Consider the following 19680-nt stretch of genomic DNA (forward strand, 5'->3'; position numbering starts at 1 on the left):
TGCTCCCCCGAGGAAGTGGATGTCAGACGGCGGATGCCAGGGAATCGAGTCCCTGGGCGGCGTTGATCTTCTGGATGAGCAGACCGGTGATCGCCGGCCGGTTGCCGGATCCCGGTGGACTCGGCCGCCCCCAGTCGTTGGCGGCCTGGTAGAGGCCACCGAGCAGTGAGGCATCGCCGTGGCAACCGTCGACGAGCACATCGAGCAGCCGCTCGGGAGCCGAGCCGGTCGCCACCGCTGTGAACCATCGGGCCGAGTACGGGCGCCACCGCTGCGGCGGCAGCCGCTCGAAGACGGCGCCCCATCCCGCTTCCAGTCCCGCGCGAACATCCCTTGAGGCGATCAGACGGGTGGACTGGCTGAGCGCGAGGAACAGATCGAGGTCCCTGCCCCCGTCGGGTTCCCCCAACCTGCGGCGGATCCGCTGAAGCAGCAGGCGGTACATACGGCTGTCGTCCAACGCGAGGGCCAGCAGTGCGTTGCGCGCGGTGTCGGCGACCCGTCCGTCCGCTCGACGGTCCAAGTGATGGAGCCGTACCAGCGCCTGGTGCGGGTGGCTCTGCCGCATGGTTTCCGAGCAGACGAGTACGAGTGCCTGTTTGAGGTTCTGCGGCAGATTTCTGGTGAGGGACCACTCGTAGATCTGCCGGCGGAAGCGCTGACCATGACGCTCGTGGGCCAAGCCGAGGCTGAGGGCCTGAGCAGCGTCCGGAATGAGCCGGACCTGGCCGTGGCGGCCGGTCCAAGAGTCGGCGAGCCGGATCAGGTCGTCGGGGCGGTCGGCTTTGAGGCACTGCTCGGCGAAGCGCTCGATGGCGCGGCCGTGGTCGTCCTCCCCGATTCCAGGCCGAGCCAGACACTCATGCATCCAGCGTCGCAGCTGCTCGGCGAGGTCCGGGAAGTACGTCCAGAAGTGGTCCCGGACACCCTGGTCGTAGTTGTGCGTCCTGAACCGCACCAGCCCGTCCGCGCTGGTCTCCGCGCCCAGCTCGGTCAACTCCCGGTTCAGGTCCACCTGTTCGAGCCGGGGGCGTTGATCGGGAGGGTGCGACAGGGTGGAGAGAAGCGCCGAGGCCGCGCGCAACACGGTGCCCGGCGAGGATGCGTGGAACAGGGCGAGGGCGAGGAGCAGCGCCCGTCTGCGGCCCGAGTCGTGGGCGGCCAGGTCCGCGGCGACCTCGGCGCTCCGGTCGGCCAGTGTCTTGACCGCCCCGTCGCGCCAGCTGGGGAAGCCGCCGGGAGTGCCGCTGTCGCGCAGAGAACGGATACGGTCCGCGAGTTCGGCGACCTCCCGCAGGGGGATGCGGCCCAGATGGTTGGCGAAGGTCTGGACGCCCAGCTCCGCAGGCGTCGGGCGGATGTTGGCGAGTTGGAGATACCGGCTCAGTACATCCCGGGGCCAGGGCTTGGTCAGTTCGGCGGTGTAGGGCTTGAGCTCGGCCCGCTGCAGGTAGCCGTGATGCCGGGGCAGTACTACGGCGAGCCGGGCTCCGCGCTCCACCAGCCTGGCCCGGAAGTCCAGCAGGCGGTTCTGGAGGGAGAGGTAACGGGCCTCGTCGACGGCCGACAGGTCGAGCATCAGGCGGTCGCCCTCGCTCACCTCTTCCGCGTCGAGGACCGAGCTGCTGTCGTCCTCGGTGTCGGGGAGTTCGTACAACCCGCCCGAGCCGTCGGCAAGTTCATGCAGGAGCTTCAATGCGGAGGCCCGTCTACCGGATCCGGGCGGTGCCGAGAGGAGTACCAAGGAATTCGCCTGGAGCAGAGTGCGGGCTCGCTGCATGCCGCCCGGCGCGACGAACCTCTGGTCGAGCCAGTCGCCGTCCCTGTCGGTGATGCTGAGCAGCTTCGGGCCCGTTTTGTGACGCAGCCGGTCCGAAGCCGCGGCGAGGGCGAGGGAGATGTTGAACTGGGTTCCCTCACCGGTGTGCACGGGGCCGTGGGACTCGTTGATGAACGCACCGGACGAGTCGCTCACCTGTCGTTCCCCGGGCGCTGCGAACCGCCGAACCGCTGGCGGATGCCTCCACGGTTGTCACCGGCGACGTAGTTGGTTCCGTCGCCGGTGATCCGGGGTCCGTTGAGCTGGTCGCCGGAGCCGGTGTGCAGCGGGCCGTGTGCTTCGTTGACGAACGAGCCCAGATCGCCGTTGACCGTACCGATGCCGCCGCTCTGTCGGCTGGTGCGGGTCTCCGAGGAGCCGGAGGGCTGTTTGGCCTCGGCCTCGGCGCCGCTGACGCGTCGATCCAAGGAGCCGAGGTCGGGGACTTGGCGGACCAGCCTGTCGCCGAGCCGGGTCAGATCGGCTTCGGCGGTACGCGTCGTGTACCGCTCGTACTGGCAGTCGGCCAGCGGCTTGAGGGATGCGGGGAGACGCAGCGGGTCGAGCTGCGCCATCTGCCGTCCGAGAAGGACCGGCACCACCAGCGCCCCGGCCGCGAACGCCTCCTCGATCTCGCGGCGCACCCAGTCCTTCGGGTCGGTCAGTGCCCTGCGGTCGGGCCGCTTCTGGTGTGGAGCGTCGACCCAGTCGGTCCCGATCAGTGCGAGCAGCACCCGGCACCGGCGCACGCCCCCGACCAGCATGTCGACCCACTTGGTCCCGGGAGCGATGGACTTCTGCGCGCGGAAGACGCTGTCCGTGCCGAACCGGTTCGACAGCTCGGCGTCGAAGGTGCGGGCGGCTTCTTTGCCGTCCTGGGTGCGGTAGTTGATGAAGAACTCGTGCATGGCTCGGTCCCTTCGCTGGGTTGTGTCAGGAGGATGGGTGCGGCAGAACCGTGATGAGCCGACGCGCCGCCTCGCGCGCCCGGGCGTTGCGAGGGTGTCGGCCGAGCAGACGGGCCAGCCGTCGCAGGTCGGTGGAGATGGTCGCCGACTCGACGGCCGCGGCGCAGGAGAGCAGTTCCGTGGTGACGGTGCATGCCTGGTCGATGTCGCCGGCGGCAGCGTGGGCGAGGGCGCGGCGCGCACCGTGGCGGGCCTGCGCCCGCAAGGCATGGGGGGAGAGCCGGGAGGTCTCCCGGTCGAGCAGCTCCGCTGCTTGTCGCGGCCTGCCGAGTTCGTACAGGCACCAACCGGTGTACATCTCCACCACATCAGGCACGTGCGAGGCGCCGAGAGTGGGGGCGTCGGACCGGGCCGTGTCCATCGAGAGCAGCTCGCGCGCCTCGTCGAGACTCCGCATTGCCGCGCTGTGATCGCCGGCCACCGCCAGGCTCTGCGCGCGGTGCTGCGCCGCAAGTCCGCGCACCCGTGGCACTGCCGCACTGCGCAGCGCCCTTTCAGCCAGTTCGGTGGCCTGGACCGGGTCACCGCCCAGCAGGCAGATCAGGGACCGTCGCACCAGGGCGTAGGCGGCCAGCGCTTCGTCGCCGCAGCTGTCCGCGAGTTGCACGGCGCGGTCCGTCCACCACAGGGCGGTACGGTCGTCCCCTGCCTCCTGGGCCATCCATCCCGTGTATTCGGCATACCGCGAGGCGAGGACCAGCAGCTCGCCCCTTGACCGGGGTCCTGCGAGACGGGCCAGCTGTTCCAGCGCGTGGATTTGGGCGATCAGGGCAGGCACGAGACTGCGGGGAGCCGCGGCCTGCCCGATCCTGCGGAACTGGTCGAACAGAACTCGGTTTGCCTCCACGAGCGTCCCGGCCCCCGTGTCCACCGGCAGGGGGCTGCCGGCCAGCGGGAGCGAAAGAGCCGATGCCGCGCCGACGGCGATCAGGCTGCGGCGTTTCATGGGCTGGAGCGTGCTGGTGCCGTCCTTGTCCAGGTACATCAACCACACCTCGTCGTCGCGCCCGGGATCGGGCAGGAACAGGGGCGAATCCGCCGTGTCGAGCAGCCGAGCCAGGGCGCCATCGGCAGCGAGTTCGGTGTCGCAAAGGCGGGCGAGCTCGGCGCTCGGCCGCTTGAGGCCGCGTTCCACCTTGCTCAGCTGTGCCTTGCTGTAGTGCACACGCTTTCCGAGCTGTTCCAGTGAGAGGTCCGCCGCGAGGCGTCGCCGCCGCAGTTCCTCCCCGAAGCGGTACATGTGGTGCTGCATGTGAACCTCCGTCGCTGCCCTGCGCACGGTCGGCTGCGACGCGAATCAGAGTGCGGCAGCGGATCGAGCGGAACAAGGCGAATGGGGACGTTTCCCGTTTCCTCAACCGGAGGGAATCGCACCCCTTCCTGGCTGTCGAGGGAGCATGGCGGGAACCGGCCGACGACCAGGGCCGGCCCCCGCTGTCAGTCCCGTCTGGTAGGAATTTGGCTGTGAGCAGCGAGAACGAACGGCAGGGCGGGGGCGCCGAGGGCGCGGGGCCGGAGCAGCTTGCGCTCATTCGGGAGACGGTGCGCAAGGCCAAGGTGCCCAAGGCCAAGCCGCGGACGTGGCGGGGGGCCGCGCTCGCCAAGGAGCTGCCGGTCGCCCGGGTCGTGGTGAACAAGGGGGTGCTGCACCTCGACCAGTTCTTCGACTACGCGGTGCCCGAGGAGCTGGACGCCGACGCGCAGCCCGGGGTGCGGGTGCGGGTGCGGTTCGGGGCCGGGTCGCGCAATGTGCGCGACGGGCGGCGCGAGGGCGGCGGGCTCATCGACGGGTTCCTCGTGGAGCGCCGGGCCGAGTCGGACTACTCGGGTCCGCTGGCCGCGCTGGCCGGTGTCGTCTCGCCGGAGCGGGTGCTCAGCGCCGAGATGCTGTCGCTCGCCCGCGCGGTCGCGGACCGGTACGCGGGCAGCCTCGCCGATGTGCTCCAGCTCGCGGTCCCGCCGAGGAACGCCCGCGCCGAGTCCAAGCCGTCCCCCGAACCGCCTCCGCCGCCCGCCCCGCCGGAGCCCGGCACCTGGGAGCGGTACCAGCAAGGGCCCGCGTTCCTGCGGGCGTTGGGCACCGGCGGCGCACCCCGCGCGGTGTGGACCGCGCTGCCCGGGCCGCACTGGGCGGCGGAGATCGCCCGGGCCGTCGGGGCGACGCTCGCCTCGGGGCGCGGCGCCCTCGTCGTGGTGCCGGACGGCCGCAGCGCCGCCCGGGTCGACGCGGCGCTGACCGCGCTGCTCGGCGAGGGCCGGCACGCCCTGCTCACCGCCGAGTCGGGCCCCGAGCGCCGCTACCGGCAGTGGCTCGCGGTGCGGCGCGGCGCGGTACGGGCGGTGGTCGGCACCAGGGCCGCGATGTTCGCCCCCGTCGAGAATCCCGGGCTCGTCGTGGTGTGGGAGGACGGGGACTCCAGCCACAGCGACGACAACGCCCCCTTCCCGCACGTGCGCGAGGTCCTCGAACTGCGCGCCGCGCACGACAAGTGCGGCTTCCTGCTCGGGAGCACGAGCTGTACGGTCGAGGCCGCCCAGCTCGTGGAGAGCGGCTGGGCCGCCCCGTTGGTCGCCGACCGCACGGTGGTCAGGGCCGCCGCCCCCCTCGTACGCACCGTCGGCGACGGCGAGCTGGCGCGCGACGAGGCGGCCCGGGCGGCCCGCCTCCCCAGCCTGGCCTGGAAGGCCGTGCGCGAGGGCCTGAAGAGCGGCCCGGTGCTCGTGCAGGTGCCCCGCCGTGGCTACGCGCCACGGCTCGCCTGCGCCCGCTGTCGGACGCCCGCCCGCTGCGGGAAGTGCGCCGGGCCCCTGGAGGCGCCGGACGAGCGGGAGTTGACGTGTGCCTGGTGCGGTACGGCGGAGCGCGACTGGCACTGCGCGGAGTGCGGGGCGAACCGGCTGCGGGCCCAGGTCGTCGGCGCGCGCCGGACCGCGGAGGAGCTCGGCCGGGCCTTTCCCGCGGTGCCGGTGCGCACCTCGGGGCGGGACCACATCCTGGACAGCGTGCCAGGACAGCCCGCTCTCGTGGTGTCCACGCCCGGCGCCGAGCCGGTCGCCGAGGGCGGCTACGCGGCGGCGCTGCTCCTCGACGGCTGGGCCATGCTCAGCCGGCCCGACATCCGGGCCGGCGAGGAGGCGCTGCGGCGCTGGATCTCGGCGTCCTCGCTGGTGCGCGGGCAGGACGCGGGCGGCACCGTGGTCGTGGTCGCCGAGCCCACGCTGCGCCCGGTGCAGGCGCTGGTCCGCTGGGACCCGGTGGGCCACGCGCTGCGTGAACTGGCCGAGCGGGCCGAGCTCAACTTCCCCCCGGTCTCCCGCATGGCCGAGGCCATCGGCCGCCCCGAGGCGGTCGAGGCCTTCCTGAACGCGGCCCAACTGCCGCCCGAGGCACAGGTGTTGGGCCCGGTGCCACTGCCGGTGTCCGACCCGGGCCGGCCGCGCAGGCCCGGCGACCCGCCGGTGGGCGAGCGCTGGGAGCGGGCCCTCGTCAGGGTCCCGCCGGGCTCCGGCGCCGCGCTCGCCGCGGCGCTCAAGGCGGCCCAGGCCTCCCGGCTGGCCCGGGGCGGTGGTGACCCGGTGCGGCTGAGGATCGACCCGCCGGACATCGGCTGAGGGTCGGCCCGGACATGGGTGTGCCCCCGCGATGCGTACAGGCGCGAGGGCACGAAGGGGCGAAAGCGGGTCAGCCGTTGCGGGGGCCGGGGAAGGCGCTGGTGCGGACCTCCTCGCGAAGGGACTGGCTGCTCGCCGTCGGCTGCGGCGGCATCGAACGGGCGGCGGGGACCGCGGGCATGGTGGGCAGCGGCGGCAGGGTGCGGGTCGTGGCGGCCTCGGCCGGACGCTCGGCGTCGACCTGACCCGGGGCCTGGGCGCCCGCCCGGCGCGACCCGTAACGGCGGTGCACCGCCTGCTTGGTGACGCCGAGCGCGGAGCCCACGGCGTCCCAGGAGAAGCCGAGGGAGCGGTCGAAGTCGACGGCCGCGGTGACCAGCGTCTCGACGCTGTCCCGCAGCTCCTGGGCGAGCCGTACGGTCGGGGCCGGAGCGCGTCCGTACACGACGAAGCCCGTGGAGGGACCGGAGCGCCGCGGGCGGTAGACGTTGCCCAGCTGCGCGGTGAGGGTGCGCAGTGCGTCCACCTGCCGGCGGACCCGCTCGATGTCCCGCACCAACAGGTGCAGGCTGGCCCGCGCTTGGGCGTCGTGGGTTGCGTGGTCGGCCATGAGCAAGCCTCTCGAACCGGCGATGAAAAGGGACAGAAGGGATGGTGCAGTCGGAGCTCTGGGTGGTGCTGGTGGTGGTGCTGGTACTGCGTGGTGCGGTTGCCGTGTTGACGTGGAGCGGGTGCTGAAAAGGCGCGGGACGCACAAGCGGCCCGATTCGGTCAATCTCTCTTGACCAACGCGCCACCTCCTGTTGTGGTCACGCTGCGGGGGCGTATGGGCATATGCACAGGGCGCGCAACTCCCCGTACGCCCCTGCCGTACGGGACGCGCACGGGAGGCGTGCGGGACCCGGCAGCAGGTCCGCGCGGGGCCCCGGCCACCTCCGCGTCGGGACCCGGGGCGGCGGCCCATAGACTGGGACGCTGCTCTCGACAAAGCGAGGTAACCCCCAGTGAAGCTCGTCTTCGCAGGCACCCCCGAGGTCGCCGTCCCCGCCCTGGACGCCCTGATCGCCTCCGGCCGGCACGAGGTCGCCGCGGTCGTCACCCGGCCGGACGCGCCCGCCGGGCGCGGCCGCCGCCTGGTGGCGAGCCCGGTCGCCGAGCGCGCGGAGGAGGCGGGCATCGAGGTGCTCAAGCCCGCGAAGCCGCGTGACGAGCAGTTCCTGGCCCGGCTGCGCGAGATCGCCCCGGACTGCTGCCCGGTCGTGGCGTACGGCGCCCTGCTGCCCAAGGCTGCCCTCGACATCCCGGCGCGCGGCTGGGTCAACCTGCACTTCTCGCTGCTGCCCGCCTGGCGCGGGGCCGCGCCCGTGCAGCACGCCGTCATGGCGGGCGACGAGATCACCGGCGCCGCCACCTTCCTCATCGAGGAGGGGCTCGACTCCGGCCCGGTGTACGGCACCGTCACCGAGGAGGTCCGGCCCACGGACACCAGCGGCGACCTGCTCACCCGGCTCGCGTTCGCGGGCGCCGGACTGCTCGCCGCGACCATGGACGGCATCGAGGACGGCTCCCTGAAGGCCGTTCCGCAGCCCGCCGACGGGATCTCGCTCGCCCCGAAGATCACCGTGGAGATGGCGCACATCGACTGGGCGGCCCCGGCGCTGCGGGTCGACCGCGTGGTGCGCGGCTGCACCCCCGCGCCCGGCGCCTGGACGGTGTTCCGCGGCGAGCGCCTCAAGCTCGTCCAGGCCGCCCTCGTCACCGACCGCACCGAGCTCGCGCCCGGCGAGATCTCCGCCGCCAAGAACAACGTGTACGTCGGCACCGGCTCGCACGCCGTGGAGCTGCTCTGGGTCCAGCCGCAGGGAAAGAAGCCGATGCGCGGCGCCGACTGGGCCCGCGGGGTCCGGATCGCCCCGGGTGAGCGCCTGGGAGCGCCGGACGTACGCTGAGAGGGTTCGCCCCATCTGATCCGCGGAGCACCTTTCACGTGAACGATTCGCCACGTCGCAGCCCGAACCCCAACGCGGGCAAGGGCGGCAAGCCGTACCGCCGTCCCAAGAAGGACCCGGTCCGCATCCTCGCCTTCGAGGCCCTGCGGGCCGTCGACGAGCGCGACGCCTACGCCAACCTGGTCCTGCCCCCGCTGCTCCGCAAGGCGCGCGAGGGCGGGAACTTCGACACCCGGGACGCGGCGCTGGCCACCGAGCTCGTCTACGGGACACTGCGCCGTCAGGGCACCTACGACGCGGTCATCGCGGCCTGCATCGACCGGCCGCTGCGCGAGGTCGACCCGCCGGTGCTCGACGTGCTCGCGCTCGGCGCGCACCAGCTGCTCGGCACCCGCATCCCCACCCATGCCGCGGTGTCCGCGAGCGTCGAGCTGGCACGGGTGGTGCTCGGCGACGGGCGGGCCAAGTTCGTCAACGCCGTCCTGCGCAAGATCTCCGCGAACGACCTCGACGGCTGGCTGGAGAAGGTCGCCCCCTCCTACGAGGACGACGCCGAGGACCACCTGGCGGTCGTGCACTCGCACCCGCGCTGGGTCGTCTCCGCGCTCTGGGACTCGCTCGGCGGCGGCCGGGCCGGCATCGAGGACCTCCTGGAGGCCGACAACGAGCGCCCCGAGGTGACCCTGGTCGCCCGTCCCGGCCGCTCCACCACCGATGAGCTCCTCGACGCGCTCGGCGAGGACGGCGGCCTGCCCGGCCGCTGGTCGCCGTACGCGGTGCGGATGGCCGAGGGCGGCGAGCCCGGCGCACTGGACGCGGTGCGCGACGGCCGCGCCGGGGTCCAGGACGAGGGCAGTCAGCTCGTGGCGGCCGCCCTCGCCAACGCCCCGCTCGAAGGCCGGGACGAGCGCTGGCTGGACGGCTGCGCGGGCCCCGGTGGCAAGGCCGCCCTGCTCGCCGCGCTCGCGGCCGGGCGGGGCGCGGCCCTGCTCGCCTCCGAGAAGCAGCCGCACCGGGCCCGTCTGGTCGAGCGGGCGCTGGCCGGCAACCCGGGTCCGTACCAGGTCATCGCGGCCGACGGCACCCGCCCGCCGTGGCTGCCGGGGTCCTTCGACCGGGTCCTGGTCGACGTGCCCTGCTCCGGTCTCGGCGCCCTGCGCCGCCGCCCGGAGGCCCGCTGGCGCCGGCGCCCCGAGGACCTGGAGGGCTTCGCTCCGCTCCAGCGCGGGCTGTTGCGTGAGGCCCTGTCGGCGGTCCGCGTCGGTGGTGTGGTCGGGTACGCCACCTGCTCGCCGCACCTGGCCGAGACCCGGATCGTCGTCGACGACGTGCTCAAGGGCCGCGGCGGCGCCGAGCCCGTCGAGGCCGAGTGGATCGACGTACGCCCCCTGATGCCCGGGGTCGCGGGCCTCGGCGAGGGCCCCGACGTCCAGTTGTGGCCGCATCTGCACGGCACCGACGCGATGTACCTCGCGCTCCTGAGGCGCACCGCCTGACCGGCGCGCGACGCCCCGTGAACGCGGGGCGTCGTCTCCCGTGCGCCCAGCGCGACGAGCTCCAACTCGCCCACACCGCAAGGGACTTGGGCGCATCACGGTTTGGTCCGCCCGCGCTCCGCAGGGATTCCGGCCGGCCCGGGCCGCGGGCGGAGGATCACCGGTCGCGGCCCGCCGATCCGGCCGGATCGCCCGGTCCGCCCCGATCCGGCAGGGCTGGGGCCCGCACCGTGGCAGGCAAGTGGCCCGGGGCATGGCAGGCTTGGGGCATGGCTCAGATCAACCCCAGCATCCTCTCCGCGGACTTCGCCCGACTGGCCGACGAGGCCAGGGCCGTCGAAGGTGCCGACTGGCTGCACGTCGATGTGATGGACAACCACTTCGTGCCGAACCTGACGCTCGGCGTGCCCATCGTGGAATCCCTGGCCCGGGCGACGGACACCCCGCTGGACTGCCATCTGATGATCGAGGACCCGGACCGCTGGGCCCCGCAGTACGTGGAGGCCGGAGCCGGTTCGGTCACCTTCCACGCGGAGGCGGCGGCGGCCCCCGTGCGGCTCGCCCGCGAGATCCGGGCCAAGGGCGCCCGCGCCTCGATGGCCCTGAAGCCCGCTACACCGATCGAACCGTACGAGGACCTGCTCCCCGAGCTGGACATGCTGCTGATCATGACGGTCGAGCCCGGCTTCGGCGGCCAGGCCTTCCTCGACATCATGCTGCCGAAGATCCGCCGGACCCGTGAGCTGATCGCCAAACACGGACTTGAACTCTGGCTCCAGGTCGACGGGGGCGTCTCGGCGTCCACGATCGAGCGCTGCGCGGAGGCCGGAGCCGATGTCTTCGTCGCCGGTTCGGCCGTCTACGGGGCCGACGACCCGGCCGAAGCGGTGCGCTCCCTGCGCTCCATGGCTGAACGGACGACGGCGGACGCACCCTGGGCGTGCGCACACTGAGCCGCCACTGAATGAACGGAACCCTTCGGGGCTGATCAAGGACCGTTGGATCTGACAGGATGAACAGCGAGTCCGGTGCGTGAACAGCAGTTGTGAACAGCAGTGAGGAGATCGCGGTGTCTGCAATGTCGGCGGGTCGGTCAGCCCTGCGGATGGGACCCGCGGAGCTGGTGCAGGCGGCGGCGATGGCCCGCCGCTTCTATCTGGAGGGCAAGTCCAAGATCCAGATCGCCGAGGAGTTCGGCGTGAGCCGCTTCAAGGTGGCCCGGGTCCTGGAGACCGCCCTGGAGCGCGATCTCGTACGGATCGAGATCCGCGTCCCCGCCGAACTGGACGCGGAGCGCTCCGACGCCCTGCGCGCCCGGTACGGACTGCGGCACGCGGTCGTCGTCGAGTCCCCGGCGGAGGGCGAGGAGACCTCGCCCGACCCGGAGAACCTCGGCGAGGTCGCCGCCGACCTGCTCGGCGAGCTGGTCAGCGAGGGCGATGTCCTGGGCCTCGCCTGGGGCCGTTCCACCATCCACATGGCCGCGGCCCTCGACCGCCTGCCGCCCTGCACGGTCGTCCAGCTGACCGGGGTGTACGACGCGGGCACCGCCGAGCGCGGCTCCGTCGAGGCGGTGCGCCGGGCCGCCCAGGTCTCCGGCGGCGAGGCGCACCCCATCTACGCCCCGATGCTGCTGCCCGACCCGGCGACGGCCGCCGCGCTGCGCAACCAGACCGGGATCGCCCGCGCCTTCGAGTACTTCGACAAGGTCACCGTCGCCGCGGTGTCCATCGGCTCCTGGGAGCCGGGCATCTCCACCGTCCACGACATGCTCACCGACGAGGAGCGGGCGCACTACGCCTCGCTCGGGGTCGCCGCCGAGATGTCCGCGCACCTCTTCGACGCCGAGGGCCGCCGGGTCGGCCGCGACCTGGGGGAGCGCTGCATCACGGTCGAGGCGGACCGGCTGCGCCGCATCCCCGAGGTCGTCGCGATCGCCGGGGGCCAGCGCAAGGCCGCCGCGATCGACGCGGTGCTGCGCTCCGGCCTGGTCACCAGCCTGGTGACCGACACGGCCGCGGCGGACTTCCTGCTGAACGAGACGGGCCCCAAGCCGCGGCCCGCCCTCGACCGCGCGGACCCGGACGGCATCTGAGTCGCCGGGGGCCCGACAGCCCCCGGCGACCGGGCCGCCTCACGTCCCGTAGACCCGCTCGGCGTTGCCCGCCGACACCAGCGCGGCCACCCGCTCGGCGTCCGCGGCCGACCACGCCCCGGACCCCGTCCAGCCGTTCAGGAGCCGGTCGAGCGCCTCCCGGTAGAGCCGCGCCCCCACGACGTACAGCTCCGCGAGGCCGTAGGCGTCCGTCGAGAAGAGCAGCTTGCCGAACGGGGCCAGCTCCAGGAACTCGGCCAGGACCGCCTCGGCCCGCGCCCCCGTGTGGGCCAGCGAGAGACCCACGTCGGCGTACACATGCGGGTAGACGTGCGCCAGATAGCCCGCGCTGCGGTGGTACGGGTAGCCGTGCAGCAGGACCAGGCGGCACCCCGTCGGGCGTACGGCCCGGATGAAGTCGGTGAGCAGCAGCGGATCACAGCGGTGCAGCCGCAGATCCGGATCGCCGAACCCGGTGTGGATCTGCAGCGGCAGCCCGGTGTGCGCGGCCGACCAGAGCAGATGACGCAACAGCACCGGGTCGGTGATCCGGCCCGCCCCGGCGGACAGCCAGCGGGCCGTGGCCGCGCGGAGTTCGGCCGGGCCGGGCGGCTCGGGGGCGAAGTCGAGCCCGTAGCGGTATCCGGCCACCGATTTGAAGCCGGCCGCCGTGCCCGCGGCGGCGCCGATCGCCTCGGCGAGCACCGCGAGGAATTTGTCCGGATCCCGCTCCTCCGCACCGCGGCGTTCCGCGAGGTGTTCCAGGCGTACGATCTCGCGGGCCCGGGCCCCGCCGAGCCGGGCCAGTTCGGCCGGGCCGGTGAGGTCACCGGGCAGACCGGTGTCCACCAGGTAGGTGCCGATCCCGCTCGCGCGCAGGAGCAGCCGGTTCGCCTCGGCGGCGCCAAGGTCGCGGCGGCGGGTCAGATAGCGCTCGGGCGGGCAGTGCGGTTCGAGGCCGAGCAGCGGCGGGCACCAGCGGCGCACCGCGAAGCCCAGCTGGGTGTCGAAGAAGCTGGTGCCGGGTGCGGCGGGGGCGTCGGATTCGGTCAGGAACGCCTCGAAGGCGGCGTCGTCCGGATCGGCGCGCAGCACGCCGTGGCAGTGGTGGTCGACGAGCGGAAGCACTCAGTACCGCCCGCGCGTCGCCTCGGCGATCTCCTGCGGCGTACGGCCGTCGAAGAGCTTGGTCTCGGCCTGGCGCACCGCCACGATCGCCTCGAACAGCCGGTCGCCCAGTGCCTCGCGCAGCACCGCCGACTCCAGGAAGCGTCCGACCGCCTCGGGCAGCGAGGAGGGCAGCCGACGGGGGCCGTCGGAGTGCACCGGATCGCCCGTCACGGGCTCGGGCAGGCGCAGGCCCGCGTCGAGCCCGGCGAGCCCGGCCGCGATCAGCGCGCCGACCACGAGGTAGGGGTTGGCGGCCGGGTCGAACGACTTGACCTCGGCGTTCGCCGCGTCCTGCGCACCGGGCGGCCCGGCGACGAACCGCAGCGCAGCCTCCCGGTTCTCCAGACCCCAGCACTGGAAGGCGCCGGCCCAGCGGGACGGCGTGAGGCGCAGATAGCTCGCCGGGGTGGGGCCGCCGATGGCGAGCAGCGCGGGCAGTGCGTCGAGGACGCCCGCCAGGAAGCCTTCGCTGGTCGCGCTCATCCCGAACGGTCCTTCGCCACCCCGGCACAGGTTGCGGCCGTCCTGCCACAGGCTGAGGTGCACATGGCCGCCGTTGCCGACGCCCTCCGGGTCGACGACCGGGCCGAACCAGGGTGTGAGCCCGTGCCGGAGGGACACCGCCCGGATCGTCTCGCGCACCAGGACCGCGAGGTCCGCCGCCCCCACCGGATCGGCCGGGGCCACCGACACCTCGAACTGGCCTGCCGTGTACTCCGGGTGGATCTGCAGCACCTCGACGCCCTGCGCCTCCAGGGCGCCGATCACATCGCCCACGTACGCCGAGCGCTCCACGACCCGCGCCATTCCGTACGCCGCGCCCGCCAGCGGCGGGTCGACGACCCACTCCGTCTCGAAGCCCATCCGCAGCTCGATGCCGCGTTCGGCGGCCCGCTCGGTCATCCGGCGGGCGAACTGCCGCTGGCAGGCGTCGTAGGGCTGCCCCGACTGCTCGAAGCGGTCCACGGGCGCCCACGCCCAGCCGGGCTGGGCGGCGAGCACGGTGAGCCGGTCGAGGTCGGGGATCAGCCGCAGGTCGCCGTCCGGACCCCCGATGTGGGGGCTGGTGGTGACGGAGTCGTCCACCAGGTACACGTCGAACACCGGCGACATGCCGACGCCGTGCGCGGCGACCTGGGCGAGCCGCGAGGTCGGCACGACCTTGACGCGGGTGAGTCCCGCCACGTCCACCCAGGTCAACGCGACCGCCGTGACCCCCTCCGCGGTCAGCCGCGCGGCCGCGAGCCCGGCCTCCTGCTTCCGCCGTTGTGCCTGTTCGAGCCGCCCCGCGTCGTTCCCCTGCTCCACCGGTTTCAGTCCTTCCCGCCGCGCAGTGCGATGACTGTCGCGACCGTGTCCGCGTCCGAGGCCCTCTTGTCCTCGCGATAGCGCACTACCCGTGCGAACCGCAGTGTCACCCCTTCCGGGTAGCGCGATGATCTCTGTACGCCGTCGAAGGCCACCTCGACGACGAGTTCCGGCCGCACCCGCACCCCCCAGGGCTCCTCGGCCACCGCCAACTCCCGCAGCCGCTCGGTCTGCCAGGCGAGCAGCACGTCGGTGAGCCCCTTGAACGTCTTGCCCAGCATGGCGAACGTGCCGTCCTCGCGGCGGGCGCCGAGGTGCAGGTTGGAGAGGGTGCCGGTGCGCCGGCCGTGCCCCCACTCGGCCGCGAGGACCACCAGGTCCAGCGTGTGCACGGGCTTGACCTTCAGCCACGAGGCGCCGCGCCGGCCCGCCGCGTACAGCGAGTCGAGCGCCTTCAGCACCACGCCCTCGTGCCCGCGTTCCAGCGTGTCCGCCGCGAACTGCTCGGCGGCGGAACGCAGTTCGGGGTCCGTGGGGTCCGCCACCACGAACCGTCGCACACGGCGCGGCTCGGGCGCGATGCGGGCCAGTTCCGCCTGGCGCTCGCCCACGGGCAGATCGAGCAGGTCACGGCCGTCCACGAAGAGCAGGTCGAAGAAGACGGGGGAGAGCGGCAACCGGTCCTGGGCGCCCGCGACATCGAGCCGGGAGCCGACGCGTCCGGCGATGTCCTGGAACGAGCGGGGCCGCCCGTCGGGCCCGAGCGCGATCACCTCCCCGTCGAGCACGGCCGTCTCCGCCGTCAACTCCCGTGCCGCGGCCACCACTTCGGGCAGTCGCTCGGTGATCTCGTCGAGGGTACGGGTGAAGACCCGGACCGACTCCCCGTCCTTGTGCACCTGGGCCCGGATGCCGTCGAGCTTCTCCTCGACCGCGCAGGGGCCGAGCCGGTCGAGCGCCTCGGCCACGTCCTTCGCGCTCTGCGCGAGCATCGGCAGCACCGGACGGCCCACGTCGAGCCGGAACGCGGCCAGCGCGGAGGGACCCTCGGCCAGCAGTGCCTCGGCCACCGTGCCGAGCGAGCCGCCCAGCATCACCGCCCGCCGCACATCCGCCGCGGGGGCTCCGGCGGCCGCGGCGAGGCCCTCGACGGCCGCCGCGTCCAGCGCGCCCTGGCGGACCTCGCCGGTGATCAGCGAGACCAGGAAGCGCTGCTCCTCCTCGGTGGCCGCCGCCATGAGCTCACCGACGAGCCGCTTGCGCTCGCCCTGGGCGCCCTTGCCGGCCACCAGCGAGATCGCGTCGAGCCGTTCGTCGACCTCCCGTACGGTCAGCCGGGCCGAAGTGGCGGGCGCGGGGCGGTCCTTGACGGTGGCCCAGCCGAGCCCGGTGCGCCGCTGCGGCAGCCGGCCCGCGAGATACGTCACCACCAGCGGCGCCTCGTGCGGTGCGGTGGCCGAGAACAGCCGGGCAAGCAGCGCGGACTTCTCCGAGCGGGATGCGGTGGCGGCGATCTCGGCCGAGGTTCTGGCCACGTCGGAGAGCAGCATGCCTCCATCGTGACCCCGAAACATCGGTCCACGCATTCGCTCGGGCCCCTCCCGGATGGGACCATCGAGGCATGATCAACAGGTTTGCCCGGATCGCCCTCGCCGCGGTCCTCGCGTGCCTCGCCGTGCTGCTCGTCGGCTGCGGGGGCAAGGACAGCGCGAAACCCACGGGCCCGGGGTCCTCCCCGCCGGTGTCCGCACCCGCCTCCGCACCCGCCTGGGCCAAGGGCATGGCCACGGTCCCGGCGGCCCAGCTGCCGCCCGAAGCGCGCAGCACGCTCAAGCTCATCGACAAGGGCGGCCCGTTCCCGTACAGCAAGGACGGCGTGGTGTTCGGCAATTTCGAGAAGCTGCTGCCGCAGCACAAGCGCGGTTACTACCACGAGTACACCGTCGACACCCCGGGCTCCCGCGACCGCGGCGCCCGGCGCCTGATCACCGGGCAGGGCGGCGAGTTCTACTACACCGGCGACCACTACAAGACGTTCAAGGCGGTACTGCGATGACGGCCCAACCGTTCGCCGGCCTGCTCGCCGGCGCCCGCGCCGAGGGCTGGACCACGGTGGTCCTCGACCTGACCGGCGTCACCGGCAAGCAGGCCCTGATGGACCGCTTCGCCCGCGCCCTCGACCTGCCCGACTGGTTCGGCCGCAACTGGGACGCGCTCGCCGACTGTCTGGGCGACCTCCCGGCCAACGGCAGCGGGCGGCTCCTGATCGTCACCGGCTGGCAGCCGTACGCCGAGGCCCGCCCCGAGGAGTGGGCGATCGCCCGGGAAATCCTGGACGAGGCGGCGGGTCCGGAGCTGTGCCCGGTGCTCGCGCTAGGAGGATCGCACTAGGCCCAAGGTCCTGTCCCTGGACGATCGGCCCGGGCAGCGCAATCGTACGAACATGGGACAATGAACTACGTGCTTTTCCCCTGGCTGAAATGCCTGGGGCCACCTCGAACGACTGGGATGTTCAGCACGTGCGTTTCCTCAACGACATCAAGCCGCCGTACGACCTGACGTACGACGATGTGTTCATGGTGCCGAGCCGCTCCGCGGTGGGCTCCCGCCAGGGCGTCGACCTGGCGTCCCCCGACGGCTCGGGGACCACCATCCCGCTCGTCGTCGCCAACATGACCGCGATCGCCGGCCGCCGCATGGCCGAGACCGTGGCCCGCCGTGGCGGCATCGTCGTGATCCCCCAGGACATTCCGATCGAGGTCGTCACCGACGTCATCTCGTGGGTCAAGACGCGTCACCACGTGCTCGACACCCCGATCGTCCTGGACCCGACCCAGACCGTCGCCGACGCGCTGGCCCTGCTGCCCAAGCGGGCCCACAACGCGGGCGTCGTCGTGGACGGCGAGCGCAGGCCGGTCGGCGTCGTCACCGACCAGGACCTCACCGGCGTGGACCGGTTCACGCAGCTGTCCGAGGTCATGTCCAAGGACCTGCTGCTCCTGGACGCGGACATCGACCCGCGCGAGGCCTTCAACAAGCTCGACAACGCCAACCGCCGCTACGCCCCCGCCGTGGACAAGGAAGGCCGTCTCGCCGGCATCCTGACGCGCAAGGGCGCCCTGCGCGCGACGCTCTACACCCCGGCCACCGACGCCGAGGGCAAGCTGCGCATCGCGGCCGCCGTGGGCATCAACGGGGATGTGGCCGGCAAGGCCAAGCAGCTCCTGGACGCCGGTGCGGACACCATCGTGGTGGACACCGCGCACGGCCACCAGGAGTCGATGATCGCCGCGATCAAGGCCGTGCGCGGCCTGGACCCGCAGGTCCCGATCGTCGCGGGCAACATCGTCGCCGCCGAGGGCGTGCGCGACCTCATCGAGGCCGGCGCGGACATCATCAAGGTCGGTGTGGGCCCCGGCGCCATGTGCACCACCCGGATGATGACCGGCGTGGGCCGGCCGCAGTTCTCCGCCGTCCTGGAGTGCGCCGCCGAGGCCAAGAAGTTCGGCAAGCACGTCTGGGCCGACGGTGGCGTACGCCACCCGCGCGACGTCGCCATGGCGCTGGCGGCCGGTGCCTCCAACGTCATGATCGGTTCCTGGTTCGCGGGCACCTACGAGTCCCCGGGCGACCTGCACACCTCCGCCGAAGGTCACCTCTACAAGGAGTCCTTCGGCATGGCCTCCGCCCGCGCGGTCAAGAACCGTACGAGCGACGAGTCCGCCTACGACCGGGCCCGCAAGGCCCTGTTCGAGGAGGGCATCTCCACCTCGCGCATGTTCCTCGACCCGACCCGGCCGGGCGTCGAGGACCTGATCGATTCGATCATCGCGGGTGTCCGCTCCTCCTGCACCTACGCGGGTGCCTCCTCGCTCGCCGAGTTCGAGGAGAAGGCCGTCGTCGGCATCCAGTCCGCCGCCGGCTACGCCGAGGGCAAGCCGCTGCACGCCAGCTGGAGCTAGTCACCGCCCAGCGGTACGGCCCGATCGCCCGACCGCCGTACGCCCCGGAGCCCCCGCGATTTCTCTCGCGGGGGCTCCGGCACGTGCGGTGGGCTTCCGGGCACGTCCAGCCCGGCTACGGCAGGCGGGACGGCCCGGACGCGTCCGGGGGCGCCGGTACATGAGGGGCCAGCGCCCGCGCCACGACCGCCCCGAGCACGGCGTGCCCCTCGTCCGTGGGGTGCAGCCCGTCGACGAGGTGGTCCGGAGTCAACAGGTCCTTGCCCGGCAGCAGTTGAAGGGTGTGATCACCCCCGGCGATGAGCTCCTCGGTCGCCCCCTCCATGGCCGCGCGCAGCTCGGAGAGCGTCGCGCCCAGCGCGTTCGGAGTCTGCTCGGCCTCCGGGCACAGCAGCGGGGAGACCAGGAGCAGCGGCGTCGTCGGATGGCCCTGGCGTACGAGCCGCAGGAACGCCAGCGTCGTTTCGTGCATCAGCGTGGCCGAAAACGGCACCGGCGACCAGCAGTTGGTGCCGAAGGCGAGCGTGATGACGTCGCCCGAAAGGCGCGCGAGCTGTTCGGCGGTGGGAAGTTCGCCGCGCCCGCCGCCCGCGTACCCGAGGTTCACCGTATCCAGACCCAGCGCCCGGCCCGCGACCGCCGGCCAGGCGTGTGCGGGCCGCGTCGACCACCAGCCCTCCGTGATGGAATCCCCGTGCACGAGCCAGCGCGGCTGCGGCGGGGCCGGCGCGAGCGTGCCGCCGACCGGCCGGAGGCCGACGATCCTTGGGGCCTGCGCCTCGGGCGGATGAATGGTGAACGGGCCGGGGGAGCGCGGCAGTTGAAGGCGCACATGCCCTTCCTGACGGGGCGTCACGGACTCCTCGGCAATGCACCGCCCGCCCTGCCAGAGCGCGAAGGTGTGCGCGAGGTCGTGCAGCTCCGCGTCGTCCTCCGGTACCCGGGCGCGATAGCGGACCTCCACCGCCGACGCCTCCCGCGCGGTGAACTCGATCCGCATTCCGATGGGCAGCGCGGCCCGCTCCCCGGTGTCCCACGGCAGCCGCATCACATCGTCCGGATCGGCCCGTACCGGCTGCCCGTCGGCGTCGAGCCAGGCCACCCCGCGCAGGAAGGGGGCCGGATCCAGCCAGCCCGTGGCCGACGGCCCGGCGATCTCGTACGGCACGTGCAGCTCCATGGGGCGCGACCCTGCAACAGCCCTGATGAAGTGTCAAGGCGACCGCCTGACCAGGACCGGCGTGCGAGCCCGTGACCAGGACCACTGCGCGAGGCCGTGAGAAGGGGCACGAACAGGGCAT

16 protein-coding genes are annotated in these 19680 nt (G+C 73.0%); 8 read left to right on the forward strand and 8 right to left on the reverse strand.

The window, feature by feature from the left end:
• Positions 1-22 precede the first annotated feature (22 nt).
• From IE267_RS35470 to IE267_RS35480, 3 genes are read right to left on the reverse strand one after another with little or no spacing between them, the layout of a single operon-like run.
• The gene (locus tag IE267_RS35470) at positions 23-1975 is read right to left on the reverse strand and encodes a hypothetical protein (protein WP_189766057.1); all 1953 of its coding nucleotides are present in this window, start codon (positions 1973-1975) and stop codon (positions 23-25) included.
• Positions 1972-2727, reverse strand: coding sequence for a toll/interleukin-1 receptor domain-containing protein (locus IE267_RS35475; protein WP_189766058.1), 756 nt, complete (start codon positions 2725-2727; stop codon positions 1972-1974). The genes IE267_RS35470 and IE267_RS35475 overlap by 4 nt, the downstream gene beginning before the upstream one ends.
• A gap of 25 nt (positions 2728-2752) precedes the next feature.
• Positions 2753-4039, reverse strand: a complete 1287-nt coding sequence (locus tag IE267_RS35480; RefSeq protein WP_189766059.1) for a helix-turn-helix domain-containing protein — start codon at positions 4037-4039, stop codon at positions 2753-2755.
• Between the two features lie 212 nt (positions 4040-4251).
• Between IE267_RS35480 and IE267_RS35485 the strand changes: the two genes are divergently transcribed.
• Positions 4252-6399 carry a primosomal protein N' gene (locus IE267_RS35485; RefSeq protein ID WP_167154979.1) on the forward strand — a complete coding sequence of 716 codons (2148 nt, stop codon included), beginning with the start codon at positions 4252-4254 and terminating at the stop codon, positions 6397-6399.
• Between the two features lie 70 nt (positions 6400-6469).
• Here the strand turns inward: IE267_RS35485 and IE267_RS35490 are convergent, their stop codons facing one another.
• Positions 6470-7009, reverse strand: a complete 540-nt coding sequence (locus IE267_RS35490; protein ID WP_167154981.1) for a hypothetical protein — start codon at positions 7007-7009, stop codon at positions 6470-6472.
• A gap of 394 nt (positions 7010-7403) precedes the next feature.
• Here IE267_RS35490 and fmt point away from each other — a divergent pair, with 394 nt between their 5' ends.
• The 4 genes from fmt to IE267_RS35510 all read left to right on the forward strand — a co-directional run bounded on the left by fmt (position 7404) and on the right by IE267_RS35510 (position 11939).
• Positions 7404-8348: a methionyl-tRNA formyltransferase gene (gene fmt / locus IE267_RS35495; RefSeq protein WP_167154983.1), complete on the forward strand. Its 945-nt coding sequence runs from the start codon at positions 7404-7406 to the stop codon at positions 8346-8348.
• A 38-nt stretch (positions 8349-8386) separates the two neighbouring features.
• Positions 8387-9844, forward strand: a complete 1458-nt coding sequence (locus tag IE267_RS35500; RefSeq protein WP_167154986.1) for an RsmB/NOP family class I SAM-dependent RNA methyltransferase — start codon at positions 8387-8389, stop codon at positions 9842-9844.
• A gap of 269 nt (positions 9845-10113) precedes the next feature.
• Positions 10114-10797, forward strand: a complete 684-nt coding sequence (rpe, locus tag IE267_RS35505) for a ribulose-phosphate 3-epimerase (RefSeq protein ID WP_161246723.1) — start codon at positions 10114-10116, stop codon at positions 10795-10797.
• Between the two features lie 92 nt (positions 10798-10889).
• On the forward strand, positions 10890-11939 hold the full coding sequence (locus IE267_RS35510) for a sugar-binding transcriptional regulator (RefSeq protein WP_100577311.1): 1050 nt from the start codon (positions 10890-10892) through the stop codon (positions 11937-11939).
• A 39-nt stretch (positions 11940-11978) separates the two neighbouring features.
• On the opposite strand, the gene IE267_RS35515 is transcribed toward IE267_RS35510, so the two are convergent.
• From IE267_RS35515 to IE267_RS35525, 3 genes are read right to left on the reverse strand one after another with little or no spacing between them, the layout of a single operon-like run.
• Positions 11979-13067, reverse strand: a complete 1089-nt coding sequence (locus IE267_RS35515; RefSeq protein ID WP_229861615.1) for an amidohydrolase family protein — start codon at positions 13065-13067, stop codon at positions 11979-11981.
• Complete coding sequence (locus IE267_RS35520) at positions 13068-14417, reverse strand: glutamine synthetase family protein (RefSeq protein WP_189766060.1); 1350 nt, start codon at positions 14415-14417, stop codon at positions 13068-13070.
• A 5-nt stretch (positions 14418-14422) separates the two neighbouring features.
• Positions 14423-15967: an ATP-dependent DNA ligase gene (locus IE267_RS35525; RefSeq protein ID WP_189766061.1), complete on the reverse strand. Its 1545-nt coding sequence runs from the start codon at positions 15965-15967 to the stop codon at positions 14423-14425.
• Between the two features lie 71 nt (positions 15968-16038).
• On the opposite strand from IE267_RS35525, the gene IE267_RS35530 reads away from it, so the two are divergent.
• The 3 genes from IE267_RS35530 (at position 16039) to IE267_RS35540 (ending at position 18379) form a co-directional block, all read left to right on the forward strand.
• Positions 16039-16473, forward strand: coding sequence for a guanyl-specific ribonuclease (locus IE267_RS35530; RefSeq protein WP_189766062.1), 435 nt, complete (start codon positions 16039-16041; stop codon positions 16471-16473).
• A complete protein-coding gene (locus IE267_RS35535; RefSeq protein WP_189766063.1) occupies positions 16470-16808 on the forward strand; it encodes a barstar family protein in 339 nt (112 codons plus the stop codon). The genes IE267_RS35530 and IE267_RS35535 overlap by 4 nt, the downstream gene beginning before the upstream one ends.
• A 128-nt stretch (positions 16809-16936) precedes the next feature.
• On the forward strand, positions 16937-18379 hold the full coding sequence (locus IE267_RS35540; protein ID WP_161246711.1) for a GuaB1 family IMP dehydrogenase-related protein: 1443 nt from the start codon (positions 16937-16939) through the stop codon (positions 18377-18379).
• 115 nt (positions 18380-18494) lie between these two features.
• Here the strand turns inward: IE267_RS35540 and IE267_RS35545 are convergent, their stop codons facing one another.
• Positions 18495-19559 (reverse strand): GDSL-type esterase/lipase family protein, encoded by a 1065-nt coding sequence (locus IE267_RS35545; protein ID WP_189766064.1) that lies wholly within the window; start codon positions 19557-19559, stop codon positions 18495-18497.
• Between the last annotated feature and the right edge of the window lie 121 nt (positions 19560-19680).

It is taken from the genome of Streptomyces xanthochromogenes, from assembly GCF_014650455.1.
GTDB lineage: Bacteria > Actinomycetota > Actinomycetes > Streptomycetales > Streptomycetaceae > Streptomyces > Streptomyces xanthochromogenes.

Bases quoted from the DNA above. Each gene is read 5' to 3' on its own strand.
- IE267_RS35475 (WP_189766058.1), bottom strand. From the start codon at position 2,727: ATGCACGAGTTCTTCATCAACTACCGCACCCAGGACGGCAAAGAAGCC.
- IE267_RS35480 (WP_189766059.1), bottom strand. From the start codon at position 4,039: ATGCAGCACCACATGTACCGCTTCGGGGAGGAACTGCGGCGGCGACGC.
- IE267_RS35490 (WP_167154981.1), bottom strand. From the start codon at position 7,009: ATGGCCGACCACGCAACCCACGACGCCCAAGCGCGGGCCAGCCTGCAC.
- rpe (WP_161246723.1), top strand. From the start codon at position 10,114: ATGGCTCAGATCAACCCCAGCATCCTCTCCGCGGACTTCGCCCGACTG.
- IE267_RS35525 (WP_189766061.1), bottom strand. From the start codon at position 15,967: ATGCTGCTCTCCGACGTGGCCAGAACCTCGGCCGAGATCGCCGCCACC.
- IE267_RS35530 (WP_189766062.1), top strand. From the start codon at position 16,039: ATGATCAACAGGTTTGCCCGGATCGCCCTCGCCGCGGTCCTCGCGTGC.
- IE267_RS35535 (WP_189766063.1), top strand. From the start codon at position 16,470: ATGACGGCCCAACCGTTCGCCGGCCTGCTCGCCGGCGCCCGCGCCGAG.
- IE267_RS35545 (WP_189766064.1), bottom strand. From the start codon at position 19,559: ATGGAGCTGCACGTGCCGTACGAGATCGCCGGGCCGTCGGCCACGGGC.